The sequence below is a fragment of the Cupriavidus sp. 05L310 genome (assembly GCF_056398185.1).
This window is the reverse complement of record NZ_JBFTOX010000082.1, coordinates 1-18679: the sequence shown is the minus strand read 5'-3', so window position 1 is coordinate 18679 and position 18679 is coordinate 1. Positions and strand designations below refer to the sequence as shown.

Here is an 18679-nt window from a genome sequence, read left to right as displayed (position 1 = left end):
CCTGACAACCGTTGGTTGTCGCTAGAGCGCAGCCCGCCTCCAGTCCACGCCGGTCCACCCGATTCCCCCACCTGTGAAACTGCATCAACTACAAGCCCTGGTTGCCGTTGCCGACGCCGGCAGCATCCGTGCCGCCGCACGCCTGCTGGCCCTTTCCCAGGCGGCCGTGACCAAGGCGTTGCGCGAGCTGGAGGCGGAACAGCGATTGCCGCTGCTGCTGCGCACCGCAGGTGGCGTTGGCTTCACGGAGACGGGGCAAAGACTGCTGGGCCACGCGCGCCTGGTAGTCGGCCAGCTCGAGCGCGCCAATGCGGAACTGGCGGAACTGCGCGGCGAGGTGGGCGGCCGGCTGTCGATCGGGGTCACGCCCTGGGTCATGCTGACCTTCCTGTCGGAGGCGATGCTGCATTTTCGCGAGCGCATGCCGGGAGTGCAGCTTGAGGTGTTCGAAGGCTTGACCGCAGTGGCGTTGCCGCGCTTGCGCGAGGGCCTGCTCGATTTTGTCGTGGGGCCGTTCACGCCGGCCATGTCCGGACAGGAGTTCGACTGCGAGCTACTGCTTGCCTATGACTCCTGCGTCGTGGCCAGCCGCGGCCATCCCTGCGCCGGCAAGACCGCGCTGCATCAATTGCTCGACCAGGACTGGGTGGTGAACTACACACCCGCCAGCTATCCCGCCATGATGCAGAACCTGTTCTGGCAGCACGGCGCCGACATCGAGCCGCGCCATCTGCATTGCGCCCATTCGACCTCGCTGCTGCTGGAAATGGTGCGGCATGCGGGCATGATCACCTATTGCCCGCGCCCGCTGATGGTCACCGAAGCGCTGCGCGGCTGGGTGCAGGCGGTGCCGGTAGCGGAACGCTTCGAAACCAGCCAGCTCGGCATCATCGCGCGCCGCAGCGCGATGCGCGGCGCGGCCGCGCAGTGCTTCGTGGATTGCCTGCTGGCAGTGATCCGGCGGCGCGCCCGTTCCGCCGCGCCGGCGGATCGCGAGTTGTTCGATTTGCTCAAGCTGTTGTTCTGAGCGCCGGCCCATCACGCAGGCACATGCAGGCACATGCAGGCTCACCCGGGCTCACTCAGGCGCGTGGCAAACCGCCTCGATATTGTGACCGTCCGGATCCAGCACGAACGCCCCGTAGTAGTTCGGGTGATAGTGCGGCCGCAAGCCCGGCGCGCCATTGTCGCGTCCGCCGGCCGCCAGCGCCGCCTTGTAATAGGCATCCACCTCCGCACGCGTGTTCGCGCGAAAGGCGATGTGCAGCGGCGGTTGGTTGGGCGTGCCGTTGCTGATCCAGAACTCGGGCTTGTCGGGCGGGCCGAAGCCGGCGACATCCGCATGGCCGGTCACGCTGGCGGGAAACTCCATATTCTTGATGAAGCCGAGCGAACCCAGCGCTGCGGTGTAGAAGGCCCGGCTCCTGGCGAAGTCGCTAACTACGACGCCTGTGTGATCGATCATCTTGTCGCTTCTCTCTGGTTTTGGGTTGGTTTTCTGAATCAGGCCAGGTCGAGCACGCTCATGGTGGCGTTGAAACGGCTGACCAGCACCGCCTCGCCGTGCACGCTGGCGAAGACATCGGCTTCGACCACGATGATGGCGCGTCCGGATTTCAGCACGTCCGCGCGGCAGGTCAGGCGCTCGCTGCGGGCGGCCCGGAGCAGGTTGATCTTGAACTCGGCCGTCACCACATGACGCCCGGTGTCGAGCATGGTGGTGGCGGCCGCGCCGGCGGTATGGTCAGCCATGGTCGCCTGCACGCCGGCATGCACGACGCCGCCGTGCTGCAGGTGGCGCGGCGTGACCAGCAACTCGCTCTCGCACCAGCCCGGCCCGCAATCCACCAGGTGTATGCCGATGTCGGTGACAAAGGCAGCCTGGCGAAAGCCGGCCTCGATGGTGTCCCGCAGCAAAAGACGCTCTTGTTCGGTGGACATGCGCTTCTCCTCGCACTGGGCGGTGGCCGGGTACGGCAAGCTCAGGGTGGCCGGATGGCCTTGCCAACACCCATTCCAACCCGAAGCCGGCAGGCTGTCAATGGAGTGCGGCGCAACCGGCACAATCGCCTACACTGGATAGAGATGTTCTGAACCTGGCCTCCGCCAGATCTGGTAGATACGCCATGCGTGCCGCCAACCTTCCCATCCAGTTGCACCCGCGCATGCGCGTCATCGATGCTTTCATGGCGCTGGCCGATGCGGGACTGGTTGCCGTTGCCGATCAACTCGATGCGCTGCACCGGCGCGACCATCCCGACGACGTCCATGCACTGCGGGTGGCGACGCGGCAGCTTCGCGCCATCTGCTGGGCATTCGGGCCCGCCCTGCCCAGGCCTGTCCGCGCGCGCTGGAACGATTGCCTGCGCCAGCTGGCGCAGGCTGCGAACGATGTGCGCGACTGGGACGTGTTCATCGCCGAGACCTTGCGGCCCGCGCTGGACAGGCAGCCGGAGGATCCGGTGCTGGCGGCGCTGCACGACACCGCCCTCACGCGCCGCCACTACGCACGCGCGACGATGGTGGCACAGCTCGCCGAATACCAGCACTGGCCGCTACCCGTGCTGCACCGCGATCTCACACACCTGAACCGCGCCGGCCCGCGTGGCGCGGGCGCCGCCGCGCGGGATCACCTGGCGGACTTCGCGCGCCGGCGGATACGCCGCGGGCGCAAGCGGGTGAGGGCGCTGATGCGCGCCGCCCGCTCGGAGGAGCTGGCACGCGTGCACCGCTTCCGGCTTGCCGGCAAGCGGCTGCGCTATGTCATCGAAGCCATGAAGCCGGTACTGGCCGAACGCTATGCCCGGCGCCTGCACCGCAAGCTGGTGAAGCGGCAGGGCAGGCTGGGCAGCTTGCTCGACGGCGCCGTGGCGCGCCGGCTGATGGTGGAGTGCCTGTACGCGCCCGTCGCGGAAGCGCCCGGCGCAGCCGACACTGCGCAAGCGGCAAGTGCGCCGGGTGCGGCACCCGCGCAGGATCGATCTGCGACAATATCGCCATGACCGCCATCACCTCCTCCCAGCCTCGTACCGCTTCCGCCGCCAACGCCACTCCCATAGCCGCCATCGCAACCGCGCCCGGACGCGGCGGCATCGGCGTGGTGCGCGTGTCCGGCCCCGATGTGAGCGCGATCGCGCTGGCCGTGTGCGGCCAGGCGCTCAAACCGCGCCATGCCACCTACCTGCCGTTCCTCGATGCCCACGGCAAGGCGATCGACCACGGCCTGGCGCTGTACTTCCCGGCGCCGCACTCCTACACCGGCGAAGAGGTGCTGGAGCTGCAGGGCCACGGCGGCCCGGTGGTGATGCAGATGCTGCTGGCGCGCTGCCTGGATGCGGGCCGCGGGATTGGCCTGCGCCTGGCCGAGCCCGGCGAGTTCACGCGCCGCGCCTTTCTCAACGACAAGCTCGACCTGGCCCAGGCGGAAGCCGTGGCCGACCTGATCGAAGCCAGCACCGAAGCCGCCGCGCGCTCGGCCGCGCGCTCCATGGAGGGCGTGTTCTCGCAGGCCATCCACGCGCTGGTGGAGCAGGTGATCCACTTGCGCATGCTGGTAGAGGCCACGCTGGATTTCCCCGAAGAAGAGATCGATTTCCTCGAAGCCTCCAACGCGCGCGGCCAGCTGACCAATATCCGCGAAGCGCTGAGCGGTGTGCTGGCGCAGGCCAGGCAGGGATCGCTGCTACGCGAGGGCTTGTCGGTAGTGCTGGCGGGGCAGCCCAATGTGGGCAAGTCGTCGCTGCTCAACGCGCTGGCCGGCGCGGAGCTGGCCATCGTCACGCCGATTCCCGGCACCACGCGCGACCGCGTGCGCGAGACCATCCAGATCGAAGGCATCCCGCTGCATATCATCGACACCGCCGGCCTGCGCGAAGACGCCAGCGACGAGGTCGAGCGCATCGGCATCGAACGCACCTGGGAAGCGGTAGGCCGCGCCGACCTGGTGCTGCACCTGGTGGATGCGGCCGATTACGTGGAACACGGCTTGTCCGAAATCGACGACGCCATCGACGACCGCCTCTCCGGCCACCTGCCGCCGGGCTCGCCGATCCTGCGCGTGGTCAACAAGATCGACCTGGCGCCGACGGTGGGCGAGCGCCACTTCGGCGCCGACCGCCCGCACGTAGTGGCGGCCATCGGCCCGAACCCGGCCGAGGTATGGATCTCGGCGCGTACCGGCGCCGGCATCGACCTGCTGCGCAACCAGTTGCTGCGGCTGGTGGGATGGCAATCGGGCAACGAAGGGGCTTTCCTCGCCCGCGAGCGGCACCTGACCGCGCTGCGCAATGCGCAATCGCATTTAGACCTGGCCGAGGAGCGCGCGGCGCAAGAGGCGCAGGCGCTGGACCTGTTTGCTGAAGAGCTTCGGCTGGCGCAGGACCATCTGAACAGCATCACCGGCGAGTTCAGCAGCGATGACTTGCTGGGGACGATTTTTACGCGGTTTTGTATTGGCAAGTAACTTGAGTTCCAATACAGAAGCAAGAAAAATCCATCTACCGATATGCTTCTAAAGCCTTCTTTGAGGGTGCCTTGGATGCTTGGACATAAATTTGGACATAGTTTTAGTGCCATGTCCCAATGCCGCGCTGTGGACAACTACGGAACAGCTACTCGGCCAAGATGCGTGCTTGTGGATAATTTTTCCGATGGACCGATGTACGACGCGCAATCGGAGCCAAGCGTAACAACGCATATGTACCAGATGCGCTTGAGTCTACCGCCGAAATACAGCCTTTTCGCGCCGAATTTTTCGATTGAGTCGGGTACCTCGGTGAATCGGCTTGTTAGGCGACGCACACTCTTGCTTCGGATGACATGACGCCCATCTGGCGATCCCGCCAGCGCCCTATGGAGTCTCATCATGTTTAGCCAAGCCCTCCTCGAACACCGAATCGCAAAGCTCCTCCGCCACGCAATCCACCATCCAGTCACAATCCGATTTGCGCAAGCGCGGCGGACAATCAACCTTGAGTTTGGCCACGGACGGATGCAGATTGCGGAAGTCTACCTGGGCCGCTAGTTCTTCAAACGGGGATACTTAGGGACGCATCTGGATGGTCAACTGGTCGAGCGCTCTAACAGTCTGCCGAGTGGGAGTAGAGGTAAAGAAATCATCACTCGGCAGAGTATTGGCTGAAATTGGCAATACGGCTAAGAACTTCCCTTTCAAATTGGCATTCTCTTGCTCCTGCCCTCGGGTTTCCCACATGTCCAAGAAACGCTTCAATCTATCTCTCCAAAACCGCCGGCTCATGCCCCCCCCGATAACATTCCCTCTATCCAATCCTTTGCTCCCATTCCAAGGAAATACAAGGCAAGGCCTATTATGATCGCGGGAAGATACCCGGCTATCATTCCCACACAAATCTCAAATAGGAAATAAATCACGGACCCGATTACTTTCTTTATTTTTTCCAAGGAAATCTCCCAAATAGTCAACGAGACTAAACAGTGCTCCGTAGCATTGAATAATTGAGGCGGACCTGTTGGGGCGAGCGCTCATCGTCGAATAGCCCAACATCCCCATTAGAAATGAGAGTCACACTCATTAACGTTGGGAATTTTCTGCTTTTATGTATGGAATCGTCTGTATCGACCTGACGCCGACAGTGGGCGAGCGGCACCTGACCGCGCTGCGCAATGCGCAATGCGCAATCGCATTTAGACCTGGCCGAGGAGCGCGCGGCGCAAGAGGCGCAGGCGCTGGACCTGTTTGCTGAAGAGCTTCGGCTGGCGCAGGACCATCTGAACAGCATCACCGGCGAATTCAGCAGCGATGACTTGCTGGGGACGATTTTTACGCGGTTTTGTATTGGCAAGTAACGGTGTGCCGCAGGCAAACAGTCCACCCCGGACGTCCATCAACATCTGTCAATATCCGTCTACACGCAACCACTCGTCATAAAGTCTCATCCTGTTGTCGGATGAAGATGGCCCGGCACTAAGCTCTCTGGGGGAAAGACCAGCCCCTTCTTCTCATGCAACTATCCAAAAAAACGGGGAGACATGCGATGAAACAGGGAGCAAGGGATGATCTCAAAGCTGGCTGCGTTTTCAATGTTTCTGATTGTTGGACTGGTCTCCGGATGCGGTGGCGGTGGCGGTGGCGGTGACAGTGGCACCGCGGTTGCAACCAATAGCTCAGGCACAGGGGGAAGCAGCACAACCCCGCCGACACCCGTAGCCACGCCGGTGACTACACCGTCGACGCCGCAGACGGAACTACAAACCACCAAGGCGCTGCTCAAGGCGGCCGCAGCAAGCGGTGCGGCACCGAAGACAATGGCTTCGCCGCCGATCATTACGCCGGGAACGGCGAATATGCCGTCGAACATCGCCGGCAGCACGCTGGTACTCCCCGGTAACACTGCCGCGCTACGCTACATCGGCGCTGTCGTGCAAGCCGGTCTCCTCTATCCGGACGCGGATCTGGTCAAGAATACCGCGGTGAACTACGGGGGGCTGGGACTGGATTCCAACGTCTATTACATCGAATTCGTCACCGATGCGCCGACGTTCGAGATTCTGGTGAAGGGTAATGTCGATGCCTCCGCCCATCGGTTCCTGGTAGACGGGGAGTACGCCTCCACCACGCCAGTCGCCTATCCGGACGATGGAAACCTGTACCTGACCCGGGTCGATTTCCAGGGCAGCAGGAAGTCAAGGCGGATCCGCATCGAGACGCCGAACATGCGCTTCGGGGGCGTGCGCCTTGCACCTGGCGACGCCATTTCCGCGCCGCCCGCGGAACCCAGGGTGCGGGCCGTGGTGCTCGGCGACTCATTTACGGAAGGCATGGCCGCAGTCGGGTATAGCTTTGACAACTACGCGGCCCAGCTCGGATACCTGGCTGGGTGGAAGGACATGTATCAGTCCGGGGTCGGGGCCACAGGCTATCTGGCCGCGCCTTCCCCCAAACTCAAGTTCCGCGACCGGTTGGCAACCGACGTCTTTCCTTTCAATCCGCATGTTCTCGTCGTCGCCGGCGGCATCAATGACACGGGTTCTTCCAAGGCAGAGCTGCAAGCGGAAGCCACCGCCGTGTTCGACGCTGTAGCAAAGAACCTGCCGAACACCATCGTCTTTGTCATCGGCCCTTGGTCGCCGGGCTTTCCCCGCACTGAGCAGCGGGATGCCATCAAGGCGGCGGTCGGCACGCGCGCCAACTTCTATTTCATCGATAACGTGGCGGAACAGTGGCAAACCGGGACAGGCAATGTTGCCCATCCGAAGGGCGACGGAAATGGCGACGTGTACGTCTCCGACGATGGCGCCCATCCCTCGGCCGCTGGCCATGTCTACCTGGCAGGCAAGGTCGCGGCCGCGGTGAAACAGGTGTTGAACACATTCTGACGTCACTGCCCGCGGCGGGAAGGAAGCGGATAGCCGCGCAACGCAGCGTTGGCTTTCCTCCCGCCGCATGGCGTCGCTGGGTCAGGTGTACTTCAGTCAGATGAATTTCAGCAACGAGGAGCCCAGCATGAGCAACTCGTCAAAATGGGTCACCAGTCCAAAGCTCAGCAGGAACATGCCCACATGGAAGGAACTTTGGTGGCGGCGGGAAAACTGCAGGACCGGGGCCGCTATAAAGTGGCGGCACCGCGTAAGATTCAGCAACAGGCACATTGCCACGCCCAGCGCTGCCCCGCCCAGCACGTCCGTCGGATGATGCAGCCCGACATAGACACGTGACATGCAGATAAACAGGATGGCATACGCCAGCGCAAAGATGCCGATGCGCCAGGACGCGACCAGCACGCCGGTCGCCACGGCGCACCACAGCATCGCATGATCGCTCGGGAAGGCGCTCCAGGTTCGGATCCGGTCTTCCGAGGACACGAGAAAGCGCAACCCCAGTTCAGGGTTCGCAAAGGGACGGATGCGGAAAGGCACCCAGTGCGCCAGGAACCGGCCCAGGACCAGCACGCAAAGACCGGCGACAATCGTGGTCACAACGATTTCCTGGTCGCGCAGCTTGTCCGGGCCATCGCGGAACCAGACCCACCACAGCAGCGCGATCATCGGCAAGCCGCGGAGCATATAGAACTGGGTCATGGCCAACGCCGCGCGGTCGATAAAAACCGATCGGAAAGCGAACTGATGCAGGAAGTGAATGATACTGCTATCAAATGCGTTCATCGCGTCCTCGCCACATGCACGAAATAGCAATCGTTAATCACCTGTTCCGGGGCTTGGCAAGCATAGGAGAGACCCCGATTGGCGCAAGTCACGCTTTTTTTGCTGACGCACAAGATCGCACACTAAAACGAAGCCAGGCGACTCGGAACCCTCCGCTTGAACAAGGGCATAGTCTGGCACATTTCGCGTTGCGTTTTTGCACGTCCTGTACGGTGCGCGAAGCGCCGTTGTCCTGCACTCCCCAACTTCTATACTAAACATGTCGGTGGCGCTGTCCGCGCTACCCGCGGCTGCGGGCCGGCCAGCACGGCAGCCGGCCCGCAAGCCATGGCAAGCATGCCGCGCGGCAAAGGCAGGAATCGGGGGCCTGGCTTCTGGACAGGCGCCGGGGCGATGCGTCCCGCGCAGGTGCAGATGTGCGCACGGCTTCATGATCGGCCCGGACCCAGGCAAGGAGAATGTCATGAACAACGCGCAAGTACCTCTCGTCTCCACCCTGAACCACCTGATCGAGGTCGGCAAGGACGGCGAGCTCAGCTGCACGACCGGGGCCCGCGAAGTGCATAACCCCGAGATACGCGCCATCCTGACCGGCACGGCGGAATCCTGCCGCGCCTCGGTGATGGAGTTGCAGGCGCTGGTGACCGCGCTGGGCGCCGAGCCGCGTGATCGCGGCAGCATGGGGGGCACGCTGCATCGCGGCTGGATGGAGGTGCTGCATGTCATCGCGCCGCACAACGACGATGCGGTGCTGCAGCTATGCGAACGCGACGAGGAAGCCGCCAAGCGGGAATACCAGTCGGCGCTGATGAAGGACATGCCGCCCGAGATCCGTGCGGTGGTGCAACGCCAGTACGAGGGTATCCAGTGGCATCACGACCGCATCCATGCCATGCGGGGGATGCAGATTCACTGATTCACCGATCCCCGGATCTCGCCGAACGGCGGCGGGCGCCGGCCGCTCACCAGACGAACGGGATCAGCCGGTACCGCACCCTGGCCGCGTACGCTGCGTAGCCGGCAAGGCCGCGCAGTAGTTCGCGGTCTTCCATTGCCGTGCGAAAGACGATGCCGCCGACGAGCACCAGCGATCCCGCCATGCCATACCAGGAGCCAAGCAGCAAGGCGTTGGCCGGCAGGAAAACCAGCATGACGGCATAGAGCGGATGGCGAACCACGGCGTAGGGGCCGGTTGAAACCACGCGATGCCCGCGCTCGGACTGGATCCGGACGACGGCGGCGAGGAAGGTGTTTGCGTGAAACACGCGGTCGATCGCGGGAAACGACAGCACCAGCAGCACGGCGCCCGCGCACTGCAGCCAGAGCGGCATCGCGGACCAGCGGTAGCGCACCGCGTCCAGGCCCATCAGTACCAGCCAGGCACACCAGGCAACGCCCACCACCGGCAGCAGCAGCTTGTCCCATAGCGGCTGACCTGGTTGAAAAGGCATTTTCATGCGCTCGGCGAGCAGCGCGGGATCGTACCGCGCCAGACGCTGCGTTGCCCAGGCGCCGCCACCAAAGAACAGGATGAGATACACCCAGCCGGCGGGCCAGGCCAGCGTTCCCGCCGCGCCAAACAACAAGACCGCAAAGAACAGCGCCTCCACGGCGAGCGTGAACCCGACCTTGAATCCCATGTTGGCCTCTTCGTGTATCAGGCAAATCAGGCAACGGCGCAGGCAATCGAACCGGCCACCGCGTGCCTGTCATGTCTTCACGTTAGCACGCAACTGGCAGGCCGGCGGCGCCAGCCGGCGCGCTCGCCCGGGGCCGGAGCGGGCTGGGCCGATTGCCCCTCCAATGAATCGCATGCCGGCGCGGCCAACCGCTACAATGGGCCGTTTCAGCGAACGAGCCCCTGCCATGTCCGATCATCCGCGCTTTACCCTCAATCGCTCGCTCGTCATCCTGGTGCCGCAGCAGCCCTTCTTCGAGTGGATCATGGCCGTGGATACCGATCCGGTGGCCACCCTCACCCTTGAGCATGTGCGCGAGGACCAGAGTGTGTTCCTGGTCCCGGATGATGTCGCGACTTCACCGGAAGCGCTGTTGTGGGTGGAACAGCGCTGGCGCGCCTTCTTCGAATTCATGCTGGGCGAGTGGTTCGACGAAAGCCTGTGGCCCGAAACGCTGACGCTGCAGCAGTTTCGCGACTGGTTTACCGTGCAGCACCACTCGATGGTGTTCGACATGGCACCCGACGTCCCGGTCGAGCATGAGGACTGGGAAGACGAGGACGACGGCGAAGCCGGGCTGCGCCACTTGCACTGATCCCTTACGCCAAACCCGCGAGTCCCGCGGAAGCCATTATTGAGTCACATCGCGGGTTGGAAGCGCATGCCCTCCGGCAACCCGGCGCGGCCCCCCCTCAGGCTGTGGACAAGTCTGTGGAGAAGACCGAACAACCCTGTGGGCAAAGCTGTGGGCAACTTTTCCGGCGCCCCCGCCGCGACGCCTGGATTGACGGCGCAAAGCGTTGCCACAGGCGGGTTGGCGGGTACCCCGGCCAAGTGGCCGCGCAGCGCCGGAATGTCGATGCACAAACATGCGCCTGGCAGCGCGACGGCCTATTTTTATCGCAGGAAACCCCGTTTTGAACCGTACCCAGCAAATCCTTATCGCCATTGTTGCGTTGGCCGTGCTTGCCATGTTGTGGCTCACCGGCAATCATGAAGAACAACAGGTGGAGCCGGCCGCAGAGCCGGTGGCCCAGGCCTCCCCCGCGTCCGAACCCAACAGCGGCGCGCGCGGCGTGCCCAAGAACGGTACGCTGGACCCGATCAGCATCGACCCGAAGCGCACCACCGACATCCTGCCGCAATACCAGGCGGACACGCTGGTCGATGACTACCAGGAAGACGCTGGCGCGGCCGACGACCGCTACCGCGGCAAGTATTTCATCGTGGAAGGCGTGGCCAGCGGCGTGCGGCGCGAGGCGAACGACTCGGTATTCCTCGATATCCGCTCCAACAGCCCCGCCCTTGTGGTACGCGCCAAGCTCTTGCCGATACAGATCTGCGGCCCCGCCGGGCGCACCTGCGAGGTGGAAGCGCGCGGCACCATGGTGCGGCGCGGACAGAAAGTGGCCGTGGAGTGCACCGGCGCCGGCCAGGTGGATGGCTCGCCCGTGCTCGAAGGCTGCCTTGTGCGCGGCGGCGCAAACTGAGCGCGAGCACTGACTTATCCCTTTTTGCCGCAAGCCTCCGGATCGATACTTCGCATGCAAACCCTGCTTTCCGTACTCGCCCTGACCATCCTGATCGTCACCGTGGTGGGCCTGGTGTCCCCGCCCTTTATCAGCAACGCCTTCCTCAAGGGCCGTCCGGTGGGACGCTTGCAGATCCTGCTGGTGGGTGTCTTCCTTGCGGCCATCTGCCTGATGGTGGTGGGGACGATGGCGAGCGGCGGCCCGGCAAAGACCTGAAGCGCCGGACGAAGGCGCCGAGCGAGTCAAAACCCGACACCGTCTGGAATGACAACCGCCGCAAACAGTGCGGCCGACGCCCCTCCGGGGCCTTGTAGGACGCATCCCACAGCAGGATCGGCGCGCCGTCGATAATGCGGAGCCCTGGCGCTGTATATCTTTCCATCACGATACGAACAAACGCCTGCGCCGGAGCCTGAAGCTCGCTTCAGTGCCGGCGGCGCCGAATATCATGATGGAAAGTCTCCTCCGGGGCAGTAGCACCGCGCCGCAAGCCCAGGCACTCGCCAACATCCTCGCCGTGACACGCCGCGCGTGGGAGGTCGCCGGGCTGGAGCCCGTTGCCACCGGCCGGTCGGATTCCCAACCCCGCCAGCGCCGCCGCGACCAGTTCGCGCAGCGCGCTGCCCGTGCCTTCGAGGCGCAGGTGATGGCGCTGCGCTGCCGCCAGGCGTTTGTTGCCTGAGGCTGCCTGACGGCGCCCGGACAAGCTGGCACCGGGTCGAACCGCCAGTCTCCAAGGGAAGTACCCTTCCTGGCCAGCCGCTACGGCTGGCCGTTTTTTGCGTCCGGCACCTCGCGCATGCAGCCGGACGCCACCGCCGGACCCTTTTCCCCGCTCTGTTCCACCGATTGCCGCCGCCACGATGGCCTAAAGTTGGCGCTCGCGCCTGCCGACAACACGGTTCATCCCGCCAGGCGCGCCGCCACGGCAGCCGCCGGGCAGGTCCGCCGGCGCCGGGGTGCGCTGGGCACCCTTGCAGCAGCGAACCAGGAGCATCATGAAGAAAGCATTGCTAGCCGCCACCGCCAGCCTGGGCTTGCTGGCCACCGGCTGCGCCACCTACCAGTCCGTCGTCCCGGTCGACCGCGGCGACCGCATCGCCGCAGCGCAGCCGGCCGACGGTACGCTGTTCTGCGTGATCAGCAACCCGGTCGGCAACGCCTACATGGACGCGCTGCGCGATTCCATCCAGGCGCGCGGCTTCGAGTTCAAGGTCTTGTCACCCGGCGCATCGATTGCCTCGTGCCCCTATACCGCGACTTTTGTCGCGCAACGGCAGTCGTACTGGCGCGATTTCCTCAGTTCAGCCGAGATCGTCGTCTACATCGGCGGCGACCGCGCCGGCAAGGCGAACTACGACGCGCTGCGCAGCGCCGGCGGCCTGAACCTGAGCAACCTGGTGGTGCCCGAGGCAAAGATCGAGGAACTGGTCGATCAGTTGCTGCCCGGCATGCGGCCCAAGCAGTCCACCACCGGCACGGCAGGCGCGCCCGCCGCGCCGCCTTCACCGGCTACGCCAGCCTGAACACCCGCCCGTGCGCGGACCGGCGGCCAGTCAGCCGATCACCTGGCCCAGCCGCACCACGGTGACGCCGGGGCGCAGTTGCCGCAACGAAGGCATGACCAGTACGCAATCCGGGTACGGCGTGACCACCGGCTCGCCATCGCGCCAGCCGATCACGGTGCCAGCCTCGGCAAAGGTTTCCAGCCCGGTGTACGCGCCGGCGAAGCGGAAATCCATGCTGCTGGCCACCACCGGCTCCGTCACGCGTACCACCCGCTGCGGGTGCAAGAGCCACAGCCAGCCGGCGGGCACGTCGTCGGCATCGATCACGCCGGCGTTGAGCAGGAAGCGCGCGGTGCTGTCCTTGGCCACGCCCACGGCGGTGGCTTCCCAATGCTGGCCGCACTCGATCAGCAGCGCGTTCCTGGCGCTGGCCGGGTCGCCAAAGCCTTCGTAGTCACGCATGCGGCGGCCTTCGGGGTGGCCTTCATCCACGATCACGTTGGCCGGCGCACCCACGGCGCGCGCGAGGGCGATGCCCTTGTCGAGCGGGCCGGAGACGATCAGCGGCAGGCTCTTCTCGTGCATGGAGTGCAGATCCAGCAGCAGGTCCACGGTATCGATGACCGGGCGCATGGCACGCGCGCGGCGCAGCTCGGATGAATCGCGGGTGGTGTCGTCCAGCACGGCCGCCGTCCACACGCGGTTGAAGTCCTGGTCCACGTAGCGCGACGCATCCGGGCGGGCCGCATCGAAGGTGTGGTACGCGTCGACGTTGGCGAAGGCCAGCGTCAGGCGGCCGCGGCGCGGACGCACGCCGAGATCCAGCAGTGCCTTGACGGTGATGGCGCCGCACACTTCGTTGCCGTGGGTCAGCGCGTTGACCATCACGTGCGGGCCGGGCACGCCACTATCGAAGGTGTGGACGTAGGGCACGCCGCAGTTGCCGGCGGCATAGGGGCGGATATCGGGGAATTCGACTTCAACCGGGTAAGCGTCGAAGCTGGGGGCAGTGGTCGTCATGTCTGTGGGTCGGCTAGGTTGCCTGGGTTGCCAGTGGGATCGGCCGGGAGCAGCAAAGAAAAACAGGCGGCACCGTGGCGGCGCCGCCGCTTGCGACAAACAAATGGTACGCCTGCCGCCGCTTATTCGTGGATGCCGGCGGTCTGGACGATGCTCTTGTACTTCACCGTTTCGCGCTTGATAAAGGTGCCGAACTGGGCCGGGCCGCCCGGCGCGACTTCCACGCCGGCTTCTGCCAGCTTCTTCTTCACTTCGGGCATGGCCAGCACGGCCTGCATCTCGGTGTTCACGCGGTCGACCACGGCGCGCGGGGTATTGGCCGGCGCCATCAGGCCGAACCACACGCCCATGTCCACGCCCTTGAGCGCGCTGCTTTCGGACAGCGCGGGGACATTGGGCGCCACCTGGGCGCGGTGCCCTTCGGTCACGCCGTAGGCCTTGACCCGGCCGGCCTGGATATGGGGCAGGGCCGACGACAGCACCATCACGGCGAGGTCGATCTGGCCGCCGAGGAGGTCGGTCGACATGGCGGAAGCCCCCTTGTAGGGCACATGGGTGATATTGACCTTGCCCTGCTGCTTGATCAGTTCGCCGGCCAGGTTCAGCGGCGTGCCCACGCCGGACGACGCATAGGCCAGCTTGCCCGGCTGCGCCTTGGCCAGCGCGATCAGCTCGTCGGCGTTCTTGGCCGGCAGCGCGGACTTGCCCACCAGCACCATCGGCTGGGTGCCGACAAAGGTGATCGGCGCCAGGTCGCGCTCGCCGTCGTAGCGCACGGCGGGATTGGTCAGGCGCGCGATCGAGACCTCGCTGCCCGACCCCATCAGCAGCGTGTAGCCGTCGGCATCGGCCTTGACCACCTTGGAGGCGCCGATGGTGCCGCCGGCGCCGCCCAGGTTCTCGATGACCACGCTCTGGCCCAAGCGCTTGCCCAGCTCCGGCGCGATCGTGCGCGCCACCAGGTCGACGCTGCCGCCGGCGGTGTAGCCCACCACCAGCGAGATCGGCTTGGCGGGCCAGCCCGAGGCGCCGGCGCCGCCGGCAAGCACACAGAAGGATGCGGCAGCAGCCGCACGCAGCAGTTTGTTCATGGCAGGTCTCTCCCCTTTTTGGATATGCAGGTATGCAGATATCCGGCGATATTAGAGAGCGCGCGCCTGCAGCAACATGCGGCTTTGGCAATGGCGCTTGCCGTTTTGGCAAGTGGCCGATGCGACATGCGAGGCGGACAAAATCGCGGCGCCATCCCACGCACAATCGTTCAAGACGGCATCCGTTGCCCCGCCATAAAGTCGTGTTCAACGAACCAGCCTGACGGAGACGCGATGGAAAACCTGCTTGCTTCCATGCCGGGGATCTGGCGTCCGCTCGCGGCGCTGATCCTGGCGTCGGTGGTCGTCATGGGGAGCCCGGGGCCCTCGACGATCAGCGTCACGGCCGTCGGTGCCGCCCATGGCGTGCGGCGCTCGCTCGGCTATGCCTGCGGGCTGATCGCCGGCACCATCGCGGTGCTGCTGATGGCTTCGACGGGCGTGGTGGCGCTAGTCGCGTCGGTGCCGCACGGCGCGCGCGTGCTCGGCGTCCTGTCTGCCGCCTACATCCTCTACCTGGCGTTCAGGATTGCCACCGCGCCACCGCTCGGAGACCAGAGGAGGGCGCTGACGGCTCCCGCGTTCGCCGGCGGCTTCCTGCTGGCCATCGCCAACCCCAAGGCCTACCTGGCGATTGGCGCCGTGCTGGCGGGCACCACCGTCATCGCCGGGCACCAGGGCCTGGACGCCATCGTCAAGATCGCGGTGCTGAGCGCGATGATTGCCGTCATCCACTTGTGCTGGCTGCTGGCCGGCGTTTCGCTGTCCCGCTTCCTCCATGATCCGGTGAGTTCGCGCCTGATCAATGTCTCGATGGCGGCGATCCTTGTAGCCATGACGCTGGCCGCGCTGATGCATTGACGGATTGATGCGGGCCAACCGGAGGAAGCCGGACGCCTAGGCCACCACCGCCGCGCGCCAGAACGCCTCCGCCAGCGCCCGCATGGGCGAGCGCGGGCGATAGAGCAGGATCTGCATCGCCAGGTCGGTCTCGCCGCCCACTTCCAGTCCGGCGCGCACCAGCCGCCCGGCGTGGAGATCGTCGGCGACCAGCCGCGCCGGCAGCCACGCCAGGCCCATGCGCTGGCGCACCATTTCATGCACCGACTCGGCGAAATCGCTGACGGCGATCACATCGAGCCGGCTGGCCAGCCCGCGCCGCGCGATCTCGCCGTTGACCATGCGCCCCAGCGTCAGCGTCTCGGCGTAGGCGATCATCGGCACCGGCGCGCGCTGGCCACGTGCGAGCAGCTTGTACTGCGGCCCGCCGCCGTCCGCCGCGGCGCTCACGCAGACCAGGCGTTCCTCGCCCACCAGGTGGTACTGGTAGCGCGCGTTGTCCAGCGTCACCGGCTGCTCGGGCGAGTTGTAGCAGAGCAGGAAATCGGCATCGCCTTCGGTGAACATCGCCAGCGCGTCGTGCGTGGGAAAGGTGGAAAGCCGGGTGCGGAAATTCGCCGCCACCTTGTCGTTGCGCAACGCATGGCGCAGGCCGGCCAGCCACGCCGGCAGCATCGAGCGCGCCAGCGTCTTGCCGGTGGCAATCACCACCGTGCTGGCATCGGCGCGATGCGCCGCGCGCAGCGACAGCCGCGTCTCGTCCAGCGTGCGCAGCGCGCTCTGAGCGGCTTCCAGGAATTGCCGTCCCTCGTCGGTGAGGCGCACGGGGAACACACTGCGGTCGATCAGCGGCGCGCCCGCCCAGACTTCCAGCGCCTGCATGCGGCGCCCGAACGCGGGCGGGGTGACGTTGCGCAGCTCCGCCGCGCGCGCGAGGCTGCCGGCCTGGGCCAGGCACACAAAATCCTCGAGCCAGCGGATATGCATAAGGACTCGCGCCAACGCGCGTGCAGAAGTGGTAGGGAGAGAGGCGCCATCGCATACGCGGCGCTGCGAATATTGTAGCTGTACGCGCCTGGCACCCCCGCGCGCGGGGCCCGGATCACGCACGCGCGGCAAGCGGATCCTCAGGCGGATCCCGGGAAGATTAGAGGCAACACTCCAATATTGCACTTGTGAAACACTCGCCGCGCTCGCTAGGCTCCGTACAGCCGTTTCAAGCATCCGTTTGCCGTCAGAGCAGGAAGCTGTCGCGGTGCGTGGAGTTTCGCCGGGGATCCACCGCATGACAATACGAGACACGCCCAATATGAAGACCGTAAAAGGCACGGCAGGAGACACCAAGGCGCGCATTCTTGACGCCACCGAGCGCCTGTTTATCGAGGTGGGCTACGAGGCCACCTCGCTACGGCAAGTGACATCGCGCGCCATCGTCAACCTGGCCGCGGTCAACTACCACTTCCGCAGCAAAGACATCATGATGCAGGCGGTGCTGGGCCGCCGGCTCGATCCGCTCAATGCACGCCGCCTGGCGCTGCTCGACGCCTGCGAGACACGCTGGCCGGGCGAGCAGCTGCGATGCGAACACGTGATGGGCGCACTGTTCGTGCCCGCGCTGCAGATGGCGCGCGAGCCCGAGGTGGGCGGCCCGTCGTTCCTGCGGCTGCTGGGGCGCGTGTATTCGGATACCTCTCCCTTTATCCAGTCCTACCTGCTCGGCCACTACGCGCCGGTCCTCGGCCGCTTCTCCGACGCCTTCGCCCGCGCGCTGCCCCAGATCCCGCGGCGTGAACTCGGCTGGCGCCTGAACTTCGCGCTCAAGGCACTGGCAGGCGTGCTGGCCGGCGATGCGCCCGGCGACCTGCTGCCGGCGTTCGCGCAGGGCCAGGACCAGAGCGACGCGCACGTGCTCGCCCAATTGAGCGCGCTGGTGGTGGCCGCGCTGAAGGCCCCCGTGCCGGCCGGCCAGCAACTGTCCGCGCTCCAGGACGTGTTCCTGATCGGCGAGACCCAGCACGCCGAAGAACGCGCCGGGCAAATCGCGTCGAATGCCCTGGCGGCAGAGCAGGCAAGACAGGCACAACAGGCGCAACGCGCCGACACCTTGCCCACCGCCCCGCGCAAGCCACGCCGCACGACACGCAGCGAAGGCGCCGCGCGCGCCGCCATCGCCAGCCTGACGGTGCCCGGCGCACGCGAGCAGCCCATCATCTTTCCCAGCAATCCGCTCGACGACTGGATGCGCATGCGCTCCAGGACCTAGCGCGGCATACAACTGCGGCCCCGTCAAAGTCCGAAGATCGAAGGATCGAGTAAGCGAAGAGCTGCAGAAAAAAGCGATATCGCCAGAACCACGATTCGGCGTAGCCGTGTGGAGCGCCCTCAAGGGCGGGCCACACCCCAGCGCGATGCGAAGCGAGCCGTCAAGGTGCACCAGGCCGTATGGGGCGTCCTCGTCGGCAGGCAAAAAGAGCGGAAAAGAGGGGGCCATGTTTGAGCATCGCCTTAAGGCGATGTGAGTTTGGCCCCCGGCCGCTCTTTTTGTCTGCCGACGAGGAGGGGGTCGCCCCATCCGGCGCGCCTTCTTTGCCTACTTTCTTGGCAAGCCCTCCATGTCAGGATACTTGTCGCCTCCGTTTCCTTAGTGAAGCAAAATGGAGGGCGGTGTGCGAATAGGTGATGACACGATATGCAACCGAGCATCGGGAATGGGTGGTKGAGCAGATGATGCCGCCGCTGAACCGGTCGATAGTGGAGTTGGCCAAGGCCACAGGGATCACGACAGTGACCTTGCGGACTTGGCGCAGGATGGCGAGAGAAGCAGGAAGAATTGTGCCGGGTGACGGAAAGCAGAGTGATCAATGGTC

20 protein-coding genes and 1 pseudogene are annotated in these 18679 nt (G+C 65.2%); 14 read left to right on the top strand and 7 right to left on the bottom strand.

Features of this window, described 5'->3' with window-relative positions; genetic code table 11:
• Nucleotides 1–73 precede the first annotated feature (73 nt).
• On the top strand, nucleotides 74–1027 hold the full coding sequence (locus AC1DS6_RS38435; protein WP_441630240.1) for a LysR family transcriptional regulator: 954 nt from the start codon (nucleotides 74–76) through the stop codon (nucleotides 1025–1027).
• Nucleotides 1028–1078: 51 nt separating this feature from the next.
• On the opposite strand, the gene AC1DS6_RS38430 is transcribed toward AC1DS6_RS38435, so the two are convergent.
• Both AC1DS6_RS38430 and AC1DS6_RS38425 read right to left on the bottom strand, forming a co-directional pair.
• Nucleotides 1079–1465 carry a VOC family protein gene (locus tag AC1DS6_RS38430; protein ID WP_441630242.1) on the bottom strand — a complete coding sequence of 129 codons (387 nt, stop codon included), beginning with the start codon at nucleotides 1463–1465 and terminating at the stop codon, nucleotides 1079–1081.
• 38 nt (nucleotides 1466–1503) lie between these two features.
• Nucleotides 1504–1941, bottom strand: coding sequence for a PaaI family thioesterase (locus AC1DS6_RS38425; RefSeq protein WP_441630244.1), 438 nt, complete (start codon nucleotides 1939–1941; stop codon nucleotides 1504–1506).
• A 185-nt stretch (nucleotides 1942–2126) separates the two neighbouring features.
• Here AC1DS6_RS38425 and AC1DS6_RS38420 point away from each other — a divergent pair, with 185 nt between their 5' ends.
• From AC1DS6_RS38420 to AC1DS6_RS38405, 4 genes and pseudogenes are all read left to right on the top strand, one after another.
• A complete protein-coding gene (locus AC1DS6_RS38420; protein ID WP_441630246.1) occupies nucleotides 2127–3002 on the top strand; it encodes a CHAD domain-containing protein in 876 nt (291 codons plus the stop codon).
• Nucleotides 2999–4462: a tRNA uridine-5-carboxymethylaminomethyl(34) synthesis GTPase MnmE gene (gene mnmE, locus AC1DS6_RS38415; protein ID WP_477104477.1), complete on the top strand. Its 1464-nt coding sequence runs from the start codon at nucleotides 2999–3001 to the stop codon at nucleotides 4460–4462. Before AC1DS6_RS38420 ends, mnmE begins: the two co-directional genes overlap by 4 nt.
• Before the next feature lie 1178 nt (nucleotides 4463–5640).
• Nucleotides 5641–5826: pseudogene (locus AC1DS6_RS38410) on the top strand (tRNA uridine-5-carboxymethylaminomethyl(34) synthesis GTPase MnmE); the annotation flags it as partial.
• A 207-nt stretch (nucleotides 5827–6033) separates the two neighbouring features.
• Nucleotides 6034–7356 carry an SGNH/GDSL hydrolase family protein gene (locus AC1DS6_RS38405; RefSeq protein ID WP_441630250.1) on the top strand — a complete coding sequence of 441 codons (1323 nt, stop codon included), beginning with the start codon at nucleotides 6034–6036 and terminating at the stop codon, nucleotides 7354–7356.
• Between the two features lie 96 nt (nucleotides 7357–7452).
• Here the strand turns inward: AC1DS6_RS38405 and AC1DS6_RS38400 are convergent, their stop codons facing one another.
• Nucleotides 7453–8025, bottom strand: a complete 573-nt coding sequence (locus tag AC1DS6_RS38400; protein ID WP_477104476.1) for a phosphatase PAP2 family protein — start codon at nucleotides 8023–8025, stop codon at nucleotides 7453–7455.
• A gap of 580 nt (nucleotides 8026–8605) precedes the next feature.
• On the opposite strand from AC1DS6_RS38400, the gene AC1DS6_RS38395 reads away from it, so the two are divergent.
• The gene (locus AC1DS6_RS38395; protein WP_276290527.1) at nucleotides 8606–9058 is read left to right on the top strand and encodes a PA2169 family four-helix-bundle protein; all 453 of its coding nucleotides are present in this window, start codon (nucleotides 8606–8608) and stop codon (nucleotides 9056–9058) included.
• Nucleotides 9059–9104: 46 nt separating this feature from the next.
• On the opposite strand, the gene AC1DS6_RS38390 is transcribed toward AC1DS6_RS38395, so the two are convergent.
• Complete coding sequence (locus AC1DS6_RS38390) at nucleotides 9105–9782, bottom strand: methyltransferase family protein (RefSeq protein ID WP_441630255.1); 678 nt, start codon at nucleotides 9780–9782, stop codon at nucleotides 9105–9107.
• A gap of 226 nt (nucleotides 9783–10008) precedes the next feature.
• Between AC1DS6_RS38390 and AC1DS6_RS38385 the strand changes: the two genes are divergently transcribed.
• The 5 genes from AC1DS6_RS38385 (at nucleotide 10009) to AC1DS6_RS38365 (ending at nucleotide 12879) form a co-directional block, all read left to right on the top strand.
• A complete protein-coding gene (locus AC1DS6_RS38385; RefSeq protein WP_035863698.1) occupies nucleotides 10009–10416 on the top strand; it encodes a hypothetical protein in 408 nt (135 codons plus the stop codon).
• Between the two features lie 274 nt (nucleotides 10417–10690).
• Nucleotides 10691–11311: an OB-fold putative lipoprotein gene (locus AC1DS6_RS38380; protein WP_276290530.1), complete on the top strand. Its 621-nt coding sequence runs from the start codon at nucleotides 10691–10693 to the stop codon at nucleotides 11309–11311.
• Between the two features lie 54 nt (nucleotides 11312–11365).
• Entirely contained in the window at nucleotides 11366–11569 is a 204-nt protein-coding gene (locus tag AC1DS6_RS38375) for a hypothetical protein (RefSeq protein WP_441630257.1), read from the top strand.
• A 232-nt stretch (nucleotides 11570–11801) separates the two neighbouring features.
• Nucleotides 11802–12035: a hypothetical protein gene (locus AC1DS6_RS38370; RefSeq protein ID WP_441630259.1), complete on the top strand. Its 234-nt coding sequence runs from the start codon at nucleotides 11802–11804 to the stop codon at nucleotides 12033–12035.
• 316 nt (nucleotides 12036–12351) lie between these two features.
• Complete coding sequence (locus tag AC1DS6_RS38365; protein WP_441630261.1) at nucleotides 12352–12879, top strand: Sbal_3080 family lipoprotein; 528 nt, start codon at nucleotides 12352–12354, stop codon at nucleotides 12877–12879.
• A gap of 30 nt (nucleotides 12880–12909) precedes the next feature.
• Here AC1DS6_RS38365 and AC1DS6_RS38360 read toward each other — a convergent pair whose 3' ends face one another.
• Both AC1DS6_RS38360 and AC1DS6_RS38355 read right to left on the bottom strand, forming a co-directional pair.
• Nucleotides 12910–13881: a M14 family metallopeptidase gene (locus AC1DS6_RS38360; protein ID WP_447435685.1), complete on the bottom strand. Its 972-nt coding sequence runs from the start codon at nucleotides 13879–13881 to the stop codon at nucleotides 12910–12912.
• A gap of 122 nt (nucleotides 13882–14003) precedes the next feature.
• Nucleotides 14004–14972, bottom strand: coding sequence for a Bug family tripartite tricarboxylate transporter substrate binding protein (locus AC1DS6_RS38355; RefSeq protein WP_441630265.1), 969 nt, complete (start codon nucleotides 14970–14972; stop codon nucleotides 14004–14006).
• A gap of 234 nt (nucleotides 14973–15206) precedes the next feature.
• Between AC1DS6_RS38355 and AC1DS6_RS38350 the strand changes: the two genes are divergently transcribed.
• Nucleotides 15207–15833 carry a LysE family translocator gene (locus tag AC1DS6_RS38350; RefSeq protein WP_441630267.1) on the top strand — a complete coding sequence of 209 codons (627 nt, stop codon included), beginning with the start codon at nucleotides 15207–15209 and terminating at the stop codon, nucleotides 15831–15833.
• A 36-nt stretch (nucleotides 15834–15869) separates the two neighbouring features.
• On the opposite strand, the gene AC1DS6_RS38345 is transcribed toward AC1DS6_RS38350, so the two are convergent.
• Nucleotides 15870–16799, bottom strand: a complete 930-nt coding sequence (locus AC1DS6_RS38345; protein WP_441630269.1) for a LysR family transcriptional regulator — start codon at nucleotides 16797–16799, stop codon at nucleotides 15870–15872.
• A 322-nt stretch (nucleotides 16800–17121) separates the two neighbouring features.
• On the opposite strand from AC1DS6_RS38345, the gene AC1DS6_RS38340 reads away from it, so the two are divergent.
• Entirely contained in the window at nucleotides 17122–18075 is a 954-nt protein-coding gene (locus AC1DS6_RS38340) for a TetR/AcrR family transcriptional regulator (protein WP_441630275.1), read from the top strand.
• A gap of 416 nt (nucleotides 18076–18491) precedes the next feature.
• The coding region (locus AC1DS6_RS38335) for a transposase (RefSeq protein ID WP_477104475.1) at nucleotides 18492–18679 on the top strand (188 nt) is incomplete at its 3' end.

Bases quoted from the DNA above. Each gene is read 5' to 3' on its own strand.
- AC1DS6_RS38430 (WP_441630242.1), bottom strand. From the start codon at position 1,465: ATGATCGATCACACAGGCGTCGTAGTTAGCGACTTCGCCAGGAGCCGG.
- AC1DS6_RS38425 (WP_441630244.1), bottom strand. From the start codon at position 1,941: ATGTCCACCGAACAAGAGCGTCTTTTGCTGCGGGACACCATCGAGGCC.
- AC1DS6_RS38420 (WP_441630246.1), top strand. From the start codon at position 2,127: ATGCGTGCCGCCAACCTTCCCATCCAGTTGCACCCGCGCATGCGCGTC.
- mnmE (WP_477104477.1), top strand. From the start codon at position 2,999: ATGACCGCCATCACCTCCTCCCAGCCTCGTACCGCTTCCGCCGCCAAC.
- AC1DS6_RS38405 (WP_441630250.1), top strand. From the start codon at position 6,034: ATGATCTCAAAGCTGGCTGCGTTTTCAATGTTTCTGATTGTTGGACTG.
- AC1DS6_RS38400 (WP_477104476.1), bottom strand. From the start codon at position 8,025: ATGATCGCGCTGCTGTGGTGGGTCTGGTTCCGCGATGGCCCGGACAAG.
- AC1DS6_RS38395 (WP_276290527.1), top strand. From the start codon at position 8,606: ATGAACAACGCGCAAGTACCTCTCGTCTCCACCCTGAACCACCTGATC.
- AC1DS6_RS38390 (WP_441630255.1), bottom strand. From the start codon at position 9,782: ATGGGATTCAAGGTCGGGTTCACGCTCGCCGTGGAGGCGCTGTTCTTT.
- AC1DS6_RS38385 (WP_035863698.1), top strand. From the start codon at position 10,009: ATGTCCGATCATCCGCGCTTTACCCTCAATCGCTCGCTCGTCATCCTG.
- AC1DS6_RS38380 (WP_276290530.1), top strand. From the start codon at position 10,691: ATGCGCCTGGCAGCGCGACGGCCTATTTTTATCGCAGGAAACCCCGTT.
- AC1DS6_RS38375 (WP_441630257.1), top strand. From the start codon at position 11,366: ATGCAAACCCTGCTTTCCGTACTCGCCCTGACCATCCTGATCGTCACC.
- AC1DS6_RS38370 (WP_441630259.1), top strand. From the start codon at position 11,802: ATGATGGAAAGTCTCCTCCGGGGCAGTAGCACCGCGCCGCAAGCCCAG.
- AC1DS6_RS38365 (WP_441630261.1), top strand. From the start codon at position 12,352: ATGAAGAAAGCATTGCTAGCCGCCACCGCCAGCCTGGGCTTGCTGGCC.
- AC1DS6_RS38360 (WP_447435685.1), bottom strand. From the start codon at position 13,881: ATGACGACCACTGCCCCCAGCTTCGACGCTTACCCGGTTGAAGTCGAA.
- AC1DS6_RS38355 (WP_441630265.1), bottom strand. From the start codon at position 14,972: ATGAACAAACTGCTGCGTGCGGCTGCTGCCGCATCCTTCTGTGTGCTT.
- AC1DS6_RS38350 (WP_441630267.1), top strand. From the start codon at position 15,207: ATGGAAAACCTGCTTGCTTCCATGCCGGGGATCTGGCGTCCGCTCGCG.
- AC1DS6_RS38345 (WP_441630269.1), bottom strand. From the start codon at position 16,799: ATGCATATCCGCTGGCTCGAGGATTTTGTGTGCCTGGCCCAGGCCGGC.
- AC1DS6_RS38340 (WP_441630275.1), top strand. From the start codon at position 17,122: ATGAAGACCGTAAAAGGCACGGCAGGAGACACCAAGGCGCGCATTCTT.